We start from the raw sequence: 16,821 nt of genomic DNA on the forward strand, positions 1-16,821 counted from the left end.
ATATAAATCTTTCGTTTTTTGTGGGGCCTTCGTGACGAATACAATGAAATCCCAAAGAAAAAGCAGCGTACCCTCCAAATCACTGCAAATCATGTATACATTGCTCGATTACATCCCCTCAGAAGAGCGTTTTTTAGAAGAAGAGAACACCTCCAGCATCCAGCAATTCAAGACCGTGCAAGAAGTTAGGAAGATGCAGCCGCGTGCGCAGTTGACGGCCCTTCATCGTGGTCGCCCTTGCCACCGCCGCTGGCGTCCTCGCCCTCCAATGATGCTCTCCCTCGTGTTTCTTGAGCAGTCGCTGGCGGTGGCGATGTTTGCTCGGAGTCTTGTTCTGGATCGGTGAGCCGGTAGAGTGCTTGGAGCAGTTCTTCGCGATTTTTAGCTGGCCGCAGGGACGATGCCAGCGTTGCGTCGCCAAGGGCCGTTGCGACCCAGTTCGCGACGTGGTTTTCGCCACCTGCAAAGGCGTGAGCCCACGCCTCGTTGGTTGAGTGGAGCAGGGCTTCTTTGAGTTGGAGGAGGGATCTGAGCTTTCTCCCGTCGCTGCAAAGAAATGCGTGCTCTTCAGGCACTTCTTTTTCTAGAATGGAGACGTGCTTGAACTGGGCGATGAGCTCTTTGAGTTCCGCGACGCGCTTGTCGATGTCTTTTTCTTTGGTGTTGATGATGCCTTGGAGGTGTTTCAGCTCCTTTTTGTGGTTGTACCACTCCTCCTCTAGTTTTTTGAGGTCGGAAAGCTTTGCTTTAAGCGCCTTTTTGAGAAGCGGCGCGGTGAAGTGGTACGTTTTCCCTTGTTCTTTGAACGCGTGAAACTGTTTCATGCGGTTGAGAATGTCTTCTTTTACGACGTGGTCTGCGACGTCATGCAAAGCTTCTTTTTCCAGGGCTCGCTCGAACTCGTGGAAGAATCCCCTTGAGAGCGGCGATGAAGGAAAGCCGTCGTCCTTGGTTGGCGTGATCACGGCTCCTGACTCCTCGACAGATGCTAAGGCCTCTTCAAATTGGGCGAGTTCTTCTGCAGTGATGTGGGCTACATCATCATCAGTAGAAGCGGGCGTTGTGCGTGCGTGGCTTGCGTGCACCGCCGTCGTTCTTTCTGCTTGGCGCGTGCTTGCCGTTCTGAGTGGCGCTCTTGGTTTTGTGGGCATTCGAAAGTCATCAAGGTCAGGAAGTGCTGTTGGTGCAGCCTCCTGTTTCGTTCCTTGTTGGAGGGCAGCGCGACCTGCTGTGCCGTCCGGCTTGGGAGCCAGAGAATAAAGCTTTGCAGCTGAAGGGGGAAGCGCGCGCGTTCTGTCTTCACCCGCGGCGGGAGCGTTCCGATTGCTTGCAGCATCGCCTTTCCGGGCAGACGCGTCTGCAGCAGTGTTCTTTTTTGCTAAAAAGCGAGTTATGATGTGTAGCATCGTTCGCCAACCACCCGGTTCCTTCTCAGAAGCGGTCACTTATATAGTTTTCGTCGAGAAAGTGGAAAGTCTGCAGAAGAGTGTTGCTACGTTGCTAGGGGGTGTTCGCTTGGAACACGACAGTGCCGTTGCACGTTCCAAGAGAGAGGGGAGGATCCGTAGGGGTAATGCCGAGCTGAAAATAAAGAGAATCCTCTGATGTTGCCTGCGTTGTTTGTGGGGGGAGCGTGATTCCTGCATCTTGAAGGATTGCGGTAAGCAGTGTTTTTGCCGCGTAAGCCACTCCGGGAGTGGAGGCGTACCGCTCATCAGAAATAGTAATGTTTCCTGTGGAGCAGACCATGGCCAGGCCGTCGCCGGGGGTCGCGCCGTACCCGTAGACGGAAACGTTAATGGGAACGTTTCCCACGTTGGTGATGTTGACCGTTTGTTCTTGAGACGTTCCTCCTGCAGGGACGTTGCCGTAATCAATGAGGACGGGGGTGACATTGATCGCAAGAAGCGGATCAACGGTTGTTTGATTCGTTGTAGAGTTAGCAAGGCCTTGCAGGTCTTTGACAGAGGCGTTGCACTCCCACGTCCCATTAAGGGCGTAGTATTGGATGAAGAACGCGCACGTGTAGTTTGCGGAGTTCGCCGATGTTCCGTATTGTTGGCAGGAGGCGTTGGTGTAGTGGTACCTTGGGTGGTCGGGGTCGCTTGATGTGTTTTGCGTGTGGTACAATGTTGCATTGACTGTTGCGATGTCGCCAGGGCCGTCCTCGTCCGTGATGGTTGCGTTGCATTCCACCTGTTTCGTGCTGCCGGCATTGAGGATAATGTTTTGCGTGATCGCAACTATTCGTATGGAAGGATGATTGTAGGAAACAGTAATGTTTCTTATCTCGCTTGCTCCTTCATTACCTTCTTGGTCGGTGCAGTTCACGCTCCAATTGTGTTGTCCGTTGGTGAGGGTTGTAGTGAAGTATTGGTTGGTGTCTTTTGTTATGGTGGTGTTTGTCTTATTTATTGATCCGTCGATGATGAGCGAGCACCACTGAATCGGCGAGTGGTCGGTTACGTTGTAGGTGAACGTAATAGTGCTTGATGTTTTGTTTTCGGTGTTGTTGGGTGGCGATACGAGCTGGATGACGGGTGGTTGATTGTCAAAAATGGTGAGGTTAGTGAGGGAATCGGCAGTTGTTGCTGAAAAGATTGGCCCAGTAGGTGAGCACGAGGCAGAAACCGTCACTGATGATGAGCCCGTGTTTGTTCCTGTGACGGAGAACGTAGTGTTTACGGTTGTTCCTTGTGTGATAAAGCCAAGGTCATTGGTGGTGTTTTCTCCTGGAGTGATATTGAGAATAGACTCGTTGCCGAAGGTTATAGTCGCGTTGCAGGTCCCGTCAGCAAAAAGGACGGTTATGTTTGCTGTTATATTGAATGCTTCGGTGATGTTCCATGTTGTGTTATCTGAAGGAATAATGATGGTGACGTTCGGCTCTGGTGCCCGCGTCATGTTTACCGTCACGTTTATTTCTGTCGTGGAGAAAAGCGTTCCTGCGGTTTTTCCGTAGTGTGTATCATTCCATGAGAAGACGGTTATAGCGTCTCCGTCGTTGCCGTCAATAGTTCCGGAGTACGCTCCTGCCAGGGAAGGTACTGGCGGTGCATCGACAGAGGTGAGCGTCGAGCTCCCCGTCACTGTGTTGTTGATGAGGACAGGAATCCCGTTCGGCATGCCAGACCCTCCCTGGTCGAAGACGAATCCTTTAACGTTGTGCGGCGTTGGGGGCGGGGCTTGCGAGGGAGAAAAGGTGAGGATAAGAACTAGCAAGAAGGTTGCCGCTAGAACGGCCTTTTTTTTCTTTTTTGTAAAGGGCAGTGTCGGCTCGACTACGTGGCTCGTTTTTTGTTGTAGGATTGTTCTTCGTGTCATTCTTTTTCCCATTCTCTTATGGTTGGCGGCAGCGTCTCCTTTTCATTCTTCCCTTTTTTGATACGTGCTTTGGTGAGATGCATAAAGGCGGCTCCTGCAAGGAGTGCGCCTGCAGCGAGTAAGAAGAAGAGCATGGCTAGATTGCTGTTTGTGAGTGGAGCGAGGACGGTGCTCGCTGCCGTTACAGCCCCCGTGAGTATTGTTTGCTTGGATGGCTTGAGGGGAAGCGTGATTTGGATGGTTCCCGGCGTTGCTTGTATTCTTTTTTCTCCCTCTAAGTTTTTCGTCTTCGCATAGAGAACAAGTTCGTGTCCTGCTACATCATGCAGCACCGCTGCAAAGCTCGCGGGCGTTGGTGTTGTTCCTGTGTCAAAACGGTAGCGCTTGCCTGTTTGTGTGTCTGTTATGAAGACAGGCACTGGTTCGTTTATTGTTTCGTTTGTTGTTGGTGTGAGTGTGCCGATAATGGTTGTTGCTTGAGGAATCGCTACAATTGAGGGAGGTCTCGGTGCGGGCGGCGAGCCAGTAGTGAGTGCAAAGAGTGCTAGCTTGTCGCTCGTCGCTGAGAGGATGATGCCGTCGTCTGTTCGGCGCGTTTTTGTGTTGATTCTCTTCCATTGGTTGTCTTCAAGTTGGTAGAGTTGTAGATCGCCTTCGCGCTCATCCGTCGCTCCTGCTCTTTGGAGATCTTGAGTGGTGAGGTGGATAGTGAATGTTACCTCAGATATTTTGCTTACCGTTCCTTGAGGAACGAACCGGAAGTAAGAGATGACCGCTTCGTTTAGAGGCGGTGTTGATCGTGGTCTGCGTTCAAATGCACGGACACGAATAGTTTGCAGTGGTTGCTCTGCTGCAATTGTGATCGATGTTATGAGTCCGTCTCCTGGCTGGTAGGTGAGTGCTGCTACGCGCGTGTTTTGTTCGGTGTTTTCCTTGTCTTCCTCATTAGCGCTGGCGTTTGGTTGATTGCTTGCATTCTGCGTGGCATCTGAGTAGAGTTCTTTTGAGAAGAGCGCTGAGGAAGAGCCCGATCCACCTGCATTGTCGTTGGAAGGTGATGGGAATTGGAAGGTGAAGCCATCTATTTGCAGAGTGTATGTTGTTGTTGCCTGGCCGTCGTTCAGTTCGAGGATGAGCGAGGAGCCCCGCGGCGGGGGTTGTTGGCGGTTGTAGGTGAGCAGCCCTGTCGGCGTGACTGAAAATCCGGGAGGCGCTTGTTTTAGCGTGAAGCGTACTGGATCGTTATCGAGGTCTTTTGCCTCGAGTTGGTAGGCAAGAATGTTTCCTCGCGCTTTCAGAACTGCACGGGTTGGTATGATGAGTTCTGGGGGGTCGTTGACGTTTTGGACGGTGAGGTTGTATTGTTGCGTCGTAGTTTGGTTTCCATCAGAAACGTGGTAGACCACGTTGTGGGTGCCGACTTGTGTCGCGTTGGGTGTCCAGGTAATAAGACCTGTTTCGTTGTCGATGTGCATGCCTTCCGGGCGGGTTCCTAGTGCGTGGGTGAGCGTGTCGCCGTTCCAGTCAAAAACGTGTGGGCGGTACGTGTAGCGTTGGTCTTGCATGACTTCTGTCGGTGGTGTTGAGGTTATGATGGGAGGGTAGGGGCTGAGCGTCATGTTGAGGTAGAGGTCGACGCCGTGGAGGATGCCTTCTAGTTGGACTGTGGCGTTGGCCTCGTGCTCGGGGTTTTGTGCAGTGACAATGACGGTTGTTCCTTTCGGCCAGTTGAGTGCTGCGGAGTACCTGCCTGGCCGCCCTCTCCCGGGATTGGTGTGTATTGTTTGGCCTGTTTCCTTGTTGTGAATGGTGAGTGTCACGTAGGGAGGAACGGGGGTGATGCCGTCGAGTTCGTAGACGGTGCCGTCAACGCCTTGTGGTGTTGGGATGGCGTGTGCTCCTGTGTTGATGAGAAGGAAAACGAGAAGCGCTGCAAGGATGGCGTATGGGGGGGTGGGCAAAGGGAATGTTGCGGGGCGTGCACGTATCGTGGAAGGATGCGTGCTTGTGGTTTTGTTCGCTCCTTTTTTTGTTTTTTGCTTTGGTGTGTTCATCTTCTGTTCATCATCGTTCAGGACTTGACGGCTTTTTGGTTTCGTGTTCAAGTTTTGGGATCGAAAGTCCATGTTGCATTCTTGACGGCGTCGAGGACGTAGCCCCTTGCCGGGTCCATTGTGGTAAAGTCCGGGTTGTTTGCTGATGGCCACCAGCCCCAGGGGGTTGAGCCGACGTCGTAGTGAATGGTGACCTCGAACGTGTTCGTGTCTGAGTTGTACCGGTCTATTGCTTGGAGAGCATTTGCGGGGGTGGTGGTGAAGAGCGGGTCTTGGTAGTTTGTTGGGAGGGTTTGGTTGAGGATGGTGTGCCATCCCGCAAAGGTAATTCCTGAGTAGAGCGCGATTGTTTCGTTCTGGGTCGGCACCGTTCCGACGAAGGTGATATTGCAGCTCGTGTTCTTTTCAAGCCAGTAGCTGGTGTTTGTGTCGATGACGGTGAAGTTTTCGGAGCCTGCTGCTGGTACGAACTCGGTGCCATTCCAATCGGTTCGTTCATATCCTGACGAAGTGTAGCGCCACAGGGACAGGACGCAGTCAGGGGTTGTTCTGAGGATAAGGCCTTCTGTCGCGTTGCGAAGGCGCGTCGTCGATGGGGTGAGGGGAAAGCTGAGGAGTGAGAGATTTCCTGTGAGTGAAACAGTGTATTTGCCTACCGGAACTGGTGCGATTGCTTCGGCTGTTCCTCTGACCGCGGATACCCAGTAGTAGCGTTGTTGGATTTGCGATGCGTTCTGGTCGGTGTAGTTTGTGTCTGGGATGTTGCTTGCGTTGGGGTTTGGAGGTCTTCCTTGGGAGTAGTTGTTGGTGATGTACACGTTATACGTTACAGCGCCGGGAGGAGGTGTCCAGTTGAGTGTTGCTGCTGCATTGATATAGTCGATAGTGATGTTGGTTGGCGGGGTGAGGTGAAAGAATTGGTACGGCTGTGACGATCCTGTGTTGTTTGCTTCGTCCGTGCAATTGATTTGCCACGATGTTGTGCCGGAGGTGGTGAGGTTTCTTGTTGTCGTGGTGGGGATTCCTTCTTGAGCGGGTTCTTGGCTTCCGTTTTGTGTTCCGTTAATGAGAAGGACGCACGTTAGGTTTGTTGCGAGGTTGTCGCTTACTGTCCAGTTGAACGTGACTGGGCTTGATTGGTTCGAATTGTTTGCCGGTTCGTTGAGTTGGATTGTTGGAGGAGTAGTGTCGACGTTGACGGTGTAGTTCGCGGGGGAAAATGCTGCGTTGCCGAGGGAGTCGTTGCATTGGACATTCCAGAGGTAGGTGCCGTCTGCAATAGTGATGGTGAAGGTGTTGTTGGCGTTGTTGGTTGGTGACGTGTCGGTTTCGTTGGGGCTCCACGTGCCGGTGAAGTTCCCGTAGAGCGTGCACGTGTCAAGGACGTTGAGTTCGGAGGGTGTGTACGTGAAGGTGACCGTAGTGTTGCCAACGAAGGAATCGTTTGCGGGGGCTTGGAGGGTTGTGTTCGGCGGAGTCTGGTCGGGGCCGAGGGTTATGTAGGTGGCGTCGTCTGCGTTGTTGAAGTCAGGCCGGTATGCGAGAGTGACGATGGAGTAGTTCCCTTGCGGGAGTGAGAGGTTCGTGCCAAAGGAGATGGCGCTCAGGCCAGTGATGCCGTCCGTTTGGGTTCGGTTGTGTTGGTAGAGTTCTTGTTCTGCTGCAAGTGTTGTCGAGGGCTCATTTGCTACGAGGAATCGCACCATGATGTTGTCAGTGTAGTATTCGTACCCGCCCATGATTTGGAAACGGGTGAAGTTGGTGTTGGCAAAGGTCGGATCACTTCCCGAGACTGATTGGATGAGCGTTCCGTTTGTTTCTCTGATGGTGAAGTTCATGCTCTGCCCTATTTTGCGAAACGTCCAGTGGTGCCACGTGTTTGAAGGGAGGGTGATGCTTGTCGAGCTCGCTACGGTTGTTGCGCTAAACCCTGTGCGCTCTTCTATGTAGAGTGGCGTCGCGGTTCCGTAGGATTCGTAGCGGGGTCCGTACCCGTTTCCTGTGTCGGTGAGGATGCCGTAGCGGTTTGCGCTGCCGCCGTTCTCGTTGATGCGCTTGCTCAGGAAGGTTGTTTCGTAGTTGGTTATGTTGGCGGGGAGGGTTGCGTATCCGCCGCCGGGGTCGCTGTTGGTTGTTTTGAGTAGGACGCCGTTGCCGCTGTCGAGGGCAAAACGAAGGCCCGGGGTGGTGTGATCTTGCCATCCGTTGATGTCGCCGTCCTCGAAGTCGTCGTAGAAGAGGTATACGTTAGAGGGGTCTTCCGGGGGCGTGCCCGCGTTGGGGTTGCCGTAGTAGAGGAAGTAGTTGCTGTCAGAGCCGCTTGCGTTGATGCTTGCTTGGAGCTTAAAACGCAGAGTAGTTGTTGTTGTGTTGAATGGCGTTGTGTTGATGCGATCTAGCTCTGTGAGGGAGTGGTTGGTTTGGTTGTAGTAGACGATGCGGACGTCTGTGCCGTTGTCTTGCATTTTTGGTCCTGTCGTGTCAAGGGTGAGGTTGACAGTGTATCCTCGTGTGAGTTCTGAGGCTTCGTTGTTGGTGATGGTGATGCGCTTGCGGTAGGTGAAGTTCTCGTTCCACCAAGGGATTGTTGTTGTGGTTGTGTTGGTGTAAATGATTGCCGTGCTTGCATTGGTGGCGAGGGGGTTGCTGAACCGGTCTGTCGTGTTGATCGTTATTGGTATTGTTTGCCCTTGTTCGTACGCCTGGGTTGGTGTAGTGACGGTAAGGTTGATGAGTGTCGAGTCGAGGACGCTGAAATTTCTTGTTTCGCTGGTTGCGTAGTTGCTTGCGGTGTCGTAGCAATCGACGCGCCAGTTGTAGCTTCCGTCTGCGAAGGTGATGGTGAAGGTCTGGAGCGATCCTGGCTGGACGGTGGTGTCTGTTTGGTTGAGGGTGCCATTGATGTAAATGCTGCAGTTTTGAATCGTTCCTTGGTCGGATACGTTGTAGCGGAACGTTACTGTCGCTTTGCCGACGGTTGCGTTCTCGTCTGGGAAGAGGAGGGTGATGGTGGGCGCTCTCGTGTCATTGACCGTGATAAAATGCGTGACGGTAGCGGAGGTGTAGTTTTGCGTTTCTCGATACAGTGCTGTAATATTATACGTGCCTGGGAGCGCGTACGTCGTGATGTTCGTTAGCGGCGCTGTTCCGTTGTTTATGAGGGCACCGTCTTGGTAGAGTTCCAGCTCTCCTGTTGAGGGCGTTTGGAGTAAGGCAGTGATGTTGACGGTTTGGTCCTCGACAATGCTGATGTCGTCTTCTGTTCCGTTGAAGAGAAGTGATATGGCTGTTGTTGCTTTATTGACGGTATAGTTGTTCCAGGGTGTCGTGTTGCTTCGGCCGAGAGAGTCGTTGGCGTGCCAGCGGTACGCGTACGTCCCGGCAGCGATTGGGCCGTGCGTGAAGGTGTACTCACTCCCCGTGTGTGTTGTTACGGTTTCATTTTGGAAGGTGCCGGTGAAATTGTGTTCGAAGAGTACTGTGTCTACGAAAGGTTCGTTGATAGTTATGTTGAACGTGTATTGCTGGCTTGGCGAGTAGGTCGCGGGCGTAGCAGGGTTTGTTGCTTGTGCGCCGAAGATTGGTGGTGCCGTGTCTACTTTTGCGGTGTAGTTGGCTGGTGCAAAGCCAGATCTTCTTGAGCGATCCATGCACAGAACGTTCCAGAGGTAAGGCCCGTCTTGGAGCATCTTGGTGAACGTGTTAGGCGCCGCGTTCGTTGGCGCCGTGTCGGTTTCGTTGGGACCCCACGCGCCGGTGAAGTCTGCGTAGAGCGTACAATTAGCCAGGTTTGTATCTTGGGGCGTGTAGTTAAATACGACAGTTGAGGTGGTGATGAAGGTGTCGTTGAGAGGTGTGTTGAGCGCGATGGAAGGGTTGGTGAGGTCGATGGTGAGGTTTCTTGTTTCCGAGTCTCCCTTCGCGTTTGTGAGGTTGTCGTAGCACGTGATGTTCCATTGATGGTCTCCTTCTGCGATTGCTGTTATGGTGAAGTTGTTCATGGCGTGGTTGGTTACGTTCGTGTCTGTTTGGTTGAGTTGGCCGTCAAGGAAGATGGAGCAGTTCGCGATGCCTGTTGCGTCGTCTGGTGTGTAATTGAAAAGAACCGTATCTACGCTGAAGTACGCTGGGCTTGGGGGGTAGTAGAGGGTTACGAGGGGAGGGTCTGACTCGCTCAGTACTTCAACCGTTAGGTTATAGGTGGGTGAGCTTCCTACAAACCCGTTCTGATCGGTGCAGTTCACGCTCCAATTGTGCTGGCCGTTGGCAACGAAGGCGTTAAAGGTTTGGTTGATTCCTTCAGTTATGGTTGTATCCGCAGGTCCTGATTGGGCTCCGTCAATGATGAGTATACAGCTCGCAACGCCGGTCATGACGTCTGTTGTGTTGTAGGTGAAAACGATGTTGTTGGTTGTGTTTTCCTTCGTGTTGTTGAGCGGTGATTTGAGCTGAACCGCAGGGGGTGTCGTGTCGAGGCGGAACGTAAAATTCGTGGTTGCAAATCCTGCGTTGCCTTCTGCATCGATGCATTGAACGTTCCACTCGTACGCCCCGTCCGCAATAGTAGTGGTGAAGGTGTTGTTGGCGTTGTTGGTTGGTGACGTGTCGGTTTCGTTGGGGCCCCACGCGCCGGTGAAGTTCCCGTAGAGCGTGCAGTTTTGCAATGCGTCATGGTCGGAGGGGTAGTAGATGAAGGTTGGCGTGCTGGTGAGAACCCAGGTATCGTTGTCGGGTTCGAGGAGGGTTATGCTTGGAGGGGTAGTGTCTTGGACGGTGAGGAAGGCTTGTGTGGTGTTCGTGTTGTCTGCGCCGTCTTTTGCGAAGAGGGTGAGGGTGTAGATTCCCTTAACAGTGAGGTTTGCCGGGGTGAAGAGTGTGCTGTTGGTTGTGTACGTCCCTAGGAGGGTGCCGTTGGGGTAGGTGACATTGAGGTATGCTTCAGCCAGTGTTGGATCGGTCGCGGTCCAGTTGACTTCAACGTTTTCAATTCCTAGTTCTGAGGGGTTTGGCGTTATGCTGGTGATGTTGACGAAGGGCGAGGTGTTGTCAACAATGAGGAAGGACGTGTTCGCCGCGCTGAAAAAGAGGTAGGTTGCGGCGGTTGTGATGTTGTATGTTCCTTCTGCGAGTGGGGTCGTGTAGTTGTATGTGTAGGTTCCTTGCTCGTTTGTCTTTGCGGGCCTTTGTTCTTCTGAGCCCGATGTGGTGGAGGGCGGCGTTGCGACGTAGCGCTTTACGGTGAATGTTCCTTCGCCTCCGATTGCCAAATAGGTTGCTGATTCTGTGGTGTGGCCGCGCTCCCCGTCTGACTCGTCCTCTTCTTCAACATGGAGCCCGATGCTTGCCGTGCTGATGCCGCAAGTCGGGGACCATCCTCCGTCGATTCCGTCTCTCCGGTCAAGGTCCGCTACTGCAAGAGGTGTATGCGTGAAGGCTTGGGTGAAAGTGAAGAACCAGCAGCTGGGCGCATTATCGATTCCTAAGATGGTGTCTGATGTTCCTGCCGCTTCGAAGGGAGTTCCGGAGAGATTTCCGGTCGTTCGTTCCCAGACGATGATGCCGAGTTCTTCAGGTTCGTGGCCTTCCGCGTTGGGGCAAAATGAGGCTCCTTGGTCGCAGTACTGGCCCATTTCTAGCGCGACTTGGACGCTAGTCGTTCCTGGTGCGTTGATGTGATTGTCAACCCAGAGGGGGTCTTGGTAGCTCATGACTTGTCCAATGACGGCCGGTGCTGAGGGGTAGGTGTGGAAGAACGAGAGGGTGTCGTACGTTGTTGGTGTGGATGTGCTGCTCCCGAGGACTTGGGATTCTTGGAACCTGTGTGCTTCAAGCAGGGTTGTACCGTCCATGGTTTCAAGCCGTCCTGCTTCTATGATAAAGACGCTCACGTTTCGCGGAGAAAAAACACGGTCTCCCGGATTTTGCAGTTTGAGTTGGAAGCTATTGCTCGTAACGTTTGCTATTCTCACTGAAACTTCTTGTGTGGGGGCGGCGACTTCTTCGACTTGTGCGACAATGACGGGGTTGTGGTAGGTTGCATTGAGCGTCACGTCTTGCCAAGTGCCTGTGGCATTGATGATGCGCTTTGTTTCGAGTGGGAGGTAGACGCGGTGAGGAGTCGAAGGGGGCGCGCCCGCGTTGGGGTTGCCATAGTAGAGGGAGTAGTTGCTGTCAGAAGCGCTGGGGGAGATGTTTGCTTGGAGGCGGAAGAGAATGACGGTGGCCGTCGTGTTGAAGGGTGTTGTGTTGATTCTGTCTAGTTCAATATTTTCGCTGCCGTTCCAGTAGACAACTCGCAGGTCAGAGCCGTTGGCTAGTAGTTTGCCCGCCGCGGTGAGGCTTTGCGTGTTGACGGTGACGTTGACGGTTGTCCCTTCTTGGAGGGGGTTGGAGGCGTCGTTGTTGGTGATGTTGATGGGTGTCCGGTATTTATAGGTGACGCGCCACCAGGCGGGTATGATGTTGCGAAGGCCGAGGGTTGTTTCGTTCTCGTCTGTTGGGTTGAGGGGGGATTCGTTGAGCGTTATTGCCAACTCGTTGTTCCCTATGTTTTGGTTGTCGCTCATGAAGAGCGAGCCGTTAATGGTTATGCGTGTTCCTGGCTTAACAACGGTGTCAGAGAGTTCTTGGGTGAGAATGAGGCTTCGGTTGTCGGCGTATAGTGTTCTGTTTGAGCTGGAAAAGAAGGAGTTGCCGAACGTGTCGGTTGCTTTGCAGTTCCACGTGAAGAAGCCGACGGGCATGTCAACGGTGAAGGACGCTGTTGCTTGGGTGCCAGAAACGCTGGTGGTTTGGTTTTCTTCCCAAGAGCCGCTGGTGTTGAGGTAAAGGGAGATGTTGGTGAGGCCGTAGTCGTCCGTTGCTGAACAGTTGTAGGTGACAGTGAGGCTTGAGCTGACGTAGTCGTCTGGGGGCGTGAGCAAGGTTACGATGATGTCTTGGTCTTGGGCGGTGAAGGTCTTATTTTGAGCAGTGAATCCTGTGTTGTTTTGGTTGTCTTCGCAAAGGACGTTCCACGTGTACGTCCCGGGGAGGAAGGAGTTGTTGAAGGTGTAGTTTTGCCCTTGGGTGATGTTGTAGAGGGTGGTGTTGAGGGTGAAGTTCCCTGTTGCGTTGTGGTACAGAGAACAGGAGGGGAGGACGCCCGCGACATTGTCCATTGCTGAGAAGGTGAGGCCGGGGGTGAGGTTGGTTGTTGACGCATCCGGCGGGGTGTGAAGGGTGACAGAGGGAGGGGAGAAGTCGACGGTGGTGAAGTTGTACGTGCCGCTGGTGTTGCAGTTCCCAGCAGCGTCACAGCTCGTCACATTGTAATAATAGAGGACGAGGGGTGTGAGGCCTGTGAGGGTGATGACGTGGTCGGTGACGAAGCTCGTGCTGGAGGAGGTGTTGCCAAGGGAAGGAGTCGTGCCGTAATGAACGGTAGAGTTCGCAGGCTCGTCCGTCGTCCACGTCACGTCCGCGGTTGTTTCTTCCGGTGTTGCGTTCACATTGGTAATGGTAGGCGGTGTCGTATCCGGCTCGCTCGTGGTGGTGAAGTTGTACGTGCCGCTGGTGTTGCAGTTCCCAGCAGCGTCACAGCTCGTCACATTGTAATAATAGAGTGTGTTGGGTTGGAGGCCTGAGAGGGGGACGCCGTGTGCGGTGACAAGGGCAGAATCGGTTGTTGTATTGCCAAGGGAGGTGGTCGTGCCGTAATGAACGGTAGAGTTCGCAGGCTCGTCCGTCGTCCAGGTGATGAAGGCGGTCGTGTCGGTGATGCTGGTGGCGTTCACGCTGCTGATGGTTGGCGGTTTGGTGTCTATTGTGAGTGTTCTGTTCTGGTCGCCCCAGTCTGTTGCGCCGTCGAGGTCTTGGCAGACGATGTTCCATTGGTACGTGCCGTCATTGAGGGTTGTGGTGATGTTGGTTTCGGTGTTGTTCGTCGCGGTGGTTGTTTCGTTGGGGCCCCACGCGCCGGAGAAGTTCCCGTAGAGCGTGCAGGTAAAGGAGGTGGTGTCATTGTCGGTGGGGGTGAAGTTGAAGTCGACGGTGGCGGTGTTGAGGAGGGTGTCGTTGAGAGGCGTGTTGAGGGTTGTTGTTGGCGGTGTGTTGATGGCGTCGAGTGCTTGGATGTACCACCACGTCCTGTTCCCTGTTGTTCTCAGCGCCGCGCTGGCGCTGGATGTTCTTCTGAGGTAGACGGTGATGTTGTCGCCCGCTGAGAGGTTGAGGAGGCAGCTGGCAAAGTTTGCGCCTTCAAAGCTGTCAGGCGTTCCTTGGTCTCCTCTGTTGTAGCCTTGCGACCAGCAGACCGTTTGGTCCGCGCCGTTGACGCGAAGATTCCCTCCGATCTCAATTCTTTGTGTTACGCCAGGGTCTCCTAGCTGCCTGTTATTATAGACGTTGTAGGCGACGCGGTAGAGACCTGACTTTTCTATGCGGATGGTGCTCGCACTGGTCTTGTTAAAGAACGCGTCTTCTCGTTGTGTTGTATCCCATGTGATGTCGGTCCCGACGGTGGTGTCAAGGCTCTGGCCGCCCGCTGATTCTCGAACCATAACTACTTTTTGGTCTTGGTCGGGTATGCGCTCGATGTGGAGCCATGATCGGTCCGGGGTTGTGACTGCGTTGACAGAGGATGCTGAAGCGCGTCCGCCTCGAATTTTTATGGTTGCGCCTGCGCCGAGCTCAACGAGGGCGTCTGCGGTGACAACGCCGTTTTGGGTGCTGTCAGTGCCTCGAAGGTTGACGTGCGAGTAGCCGACGGGTGCGAGGGTGTCGTTAATGAGTACTGCACCGTACGCGGCGTATCTCGTCGTTGTCGCGTGTTCGGTGGCGATGCCGTACGTGATGCGGTAAAGGCCGGGCTGGGTGACGGTGACGTTGTTCGCGTCCGGCGTGAACTGGAAAGGCGAGTCTGCTCGATCTTGCGTGTCCCACGTGAGGATGGTTCCTGCTACTTGGTCCATGTCCTGCCCTCCGCCTGCGTCGTGGGCAAGGAAGACGTCGGCATCTTTGACGAGTTGGAGGTGGAGCCATGTCCTGTTCCCCACCGTGCTTTCTGCGGTGGTGGTGCTGGAGGTGCGCAGCACGTTGAGTTTGAGCGTGCTTCCTGTGCCGAGTTCGACAAGGCAGTCCGAGGTGATAACGCCATCTTGCACTGACGTGCTGCCGCGCGTATATGTTGACCCCCAGCATTGAGGCTGGAGGGTTCCGTTAACGTAGATTCGGGCATTGTCTTCGATGCGTCCCGACCCTGCTTGTCTCACGGCAACGCCGTAGCTGACGCGGTACACGCCGGGCGTGTTGATGGTAATCGTGCTCGTTCCAAGCGTGTGGTTGAATGCCGGGTCAATGCGGTCTTGCGTGTCCCAGGTAATGTCGGTTCCTGATGTTTGGTCGGCGGTTGACTGGCCTCCAGCGGCGTCTCGGAGCTGGAGGATGCCCGTTGCGCTGGCGTAGTTCTTTGCGTATTGAACGTCGTTTCCAAACGTGAATCTGAGCACGTGAACGCCTCTTGTTTTGACGGTTGATACTTCCTTTCCCGTTTCGTTGCAGGAGTAGTGAGGAATGATGACTTTGCCGTTGCTCCAGGTGTAGTTCCTTATCGTGTCGCCGCAGGTTACTTGAAGAAAGGAGAGGTCGATGCCGACGGGGTCGAGCTGGCCTGGCTGGTGCTGCACCCAGGTGGTTCCGTTTGACGCTTCTATGGTGAGGGTTGCATCTCCAATGGTGGTGAAGCGCACGGTCCAGTTCCCCCCTACGGTAGGGTAGCTTTGGACGTTGATGATGGTGAGATTTGTCTCTGCAAATGCAGGGTCAGTTGCGTTAAAAGAAATGGTGTACGGCATTCCCGGCGTTATGTCTTTGACGTAGCGCCACGTTCCCGAGCAGGTTTGAGCAGTGAAGTTCCACTCAGTGCATTTCCACAGCTGGGTTCCTGTAGCGTTCTGTTCGATGGTGCCGTTGGTAAAGTTGATATGGGTCGGGTCGATGGCGAAGGCGTGAAGAGCGCTCCTTCCCTTGATTCGAGGTTTTTTTGTGAGGTCTTCTGCTCCGAGAAGAATGCGTTGGGGGAGGATGACGCCGTTGAGGGTGATGCGTTGGGTTCGGGAGAGGGGCCTAGGTATGCTGATGTCGTACACTCCTTTAAGCGCTGTGAGGTTTTTCGGTGTTGTCGTTACGAAGGTTTCAGTGCTCCTTTCTGCCCCTCGTGCGTGTTCGCGTGTTTGCATATTTGTTCGTGCAGGTATGTTCGTTTGTTCGCGTTGCGCAAGCGGCGTTGCTGGGCGGATGAATAGTGTTGGCGGTTCGGTCTCGACACGCGCCCTCTGTTCGCCTTGCTGCTTATTTGTTGGCGTGTTCTGTTTTGGAACGCCGTTGCTGACGAGAAGAAGTGTCGGTTCCCCGTCTGCAGCGCTTTGTCTGGGCGGGGGCGTTGTTGTTTTTTGTTCTGCCGTGGGAGCGTTTGGCTGATGTGTTGTTGAATGATTCGTTTCTGGTTGATTGTGGTGTGTTTGATTGTTTGTTTGGTTGCTCGGTGTTGGAAGGTGTGTATTGTTGTTACTTTGTTGTTCTTGTTGCGTTTGGTTTAGCGGCGCTTTTCGTGGTGTTTTTCGTGGTGTTTTGTTGTTTGTGGGGTCGGTGTTGTTTGCTGACGATGCAGTGATGGTTTTCGTTGCGAGGGTTTCTCTGGTTTGGGCGTTGAGGAGATAGAAGGTGTGCTTGCCCGGGTTTGTCGGGATGAACGTGAGGGGGAGGGTTGCCTGGTTGCTGTCTGGCCGGAAGCGAAGGAGGGTTGTGGGGGTTTGGACTTCTATGAGTAGATTGGTCGTGTCTATTGTGCCTGTTGCGGCGGGCATTGCTGTTGTAGTGTTTGCAGGCGCCCTTTGGACGGCTGGCACGAGATTGATGGTGATGTTTTGCCCGACCAGCACAGTTTTTGGTGTTATGTGGAGTTCGAGTTCCCCGTTACTGCTCTGCGCCGTCGGGGCGAGGAAGGTCGCGGCTAGGATGATGGCTGCTATGATGAGTGCTGCTGCGATGTGAAGGTAGAGCGGCGTGAAGAGAGGGAGGTGTGCAGCGAAATTGCCTTGCCTGTTGTCTTTGTTCTTGTCGTCGGTGCTGTTCATGGTTTCCTCCCTCGAACGCCTCGTTTCGTTTTTGTGCCGGAATGGTGTTTTGTGCTCGCGGGAATGCTGTGTCGAACGGGAGAATCGTGTTTGGGTGCGCGCGCTTCTTCTGCTGCCACTGCGTTGATGAACTCTTGCATCATGAGTTCTACTTTAGAAGAAACTTTCATCGCGTTTGCTTTGCAGATGCGTTTGAAGGCGAGAAAGGTGTCGCCGTCAATAGTCATGGTGACTTTCTGTTTTCCCATGCTGTCGTCTCTGGCTTTCTTTTGGTTTTTCAGGCCTTCAAACCTCAAAAAACCAACAAAACCATATTTTTATGTATTTAT

Annotated in this window: 5 protein-coding genes; all 5 read right to left on the bottom strand. The window is 53.7% G+C overall.

Going from position 1 to position 16,821, the window contains the following annotated elements:
* Window positions 1-185: 185 nt before the first annotated feature.
* On the bottom strand, window positions 186-1,406 hold the full coding sequence (locus D6783_01805; GenBank protein RME53520.1) for a hypothetical protein: 1,221 nt from the start codon (window positions 1,404-1,406) through the stop codon (window positions 186-188).
* Between the two features lie 94 nt (window positions 1,407-1,500).
* The gene (locus tag D6783_01810; protein ID RME53521.1) at window positions 1,501-3,324 is read right to left on the bottom strand and encodes a hypothetical protein; all 1,824 of its coding nucleotides are present in this window, start codon (window positions 3,322-3,324) and stop codon (window positions 1,501-1,503) included.
* Window positions 3,321-5,693 carry a hypothetical protein gene (locus tag D6783_01815; protein ID RME53522.1) on the bottom strand — a complete coding sequence of 791 codons (2,373 nt, stop codon included), beginning with the start codon at window positions 5,691-5,693 and terminating at the stop codon, window positions 3,321-3,323. The genes D6783_01810 and D6783_01815 overlap by 4 nt, the downstream gene beginning before the upstream one ends.
* On the bottom strand, window positions 5,426-16,492 hold the full coding sequence (locus D6783_01820; protein ID RME53523.1) for a hypothetical protein: 11,067 nt from the start codon (window positions 16,490-16,492) through the stop codon (window positions 5,426-5,428). Before D6783_01820 ends, D6783_01815 begins: the two co-directional genes overlap by 268 nt.
* Window positions 16,489-16,788, bottom strand: coding sequence for a hypothetical protein (locus D6783_01825; GenBank protein ID RME53524.1), 300 nt, complete (start codon window positions 16,786-16,788; stop codon window positions 16,489-16,491). Before D6783_01825 ends, D6783_01820 begins: the two co-directional genes overlap by 4 nt.
* Between the last annotated feature and the right edge of the window lie 33 nt (window positions 16,789-16,821).

It is taken from the genome of Candidatus Woesearchaeota archaeon (genome assembly GCA_003694805.1).
Classification (GTDB): Archaea; Nanobdellota; Nanobdellia; order Woesearchaeales; family J110; genus J110.

What these genes read in the sequence shown, in the direction of transcription:
- D6783_01810 (RME53521.1), bottom strand. Translation starts at nt 3,324, where the DNA reads ATGACACGAAGAACAATCCTACAACAAAAAACGAGCCACGTAGTCGAG.
- D6783_01805 (RME53520.1), bottom strand. Translation starts at nt 1,406, where the DNA reads ATGCTACACATCATAACTCGCTTTTTAGCAAAAAAGAACACTGCTGCA.
- D6783_01820 (RME53523.1), bottom strand. Translation starts at nt 16,492, where the DNA reads ATGAACAGCACCGACGACAAGAACAAAGACAACAGGCAAGGCAATTTC.
- D6783_01815 (RME53522.1), bottom strand. Translation starts at nt 5,693, where the DNA reads ATGGCACACCATCCTCAACCAAACCCTCCCAACAAACTACCAAGACCC.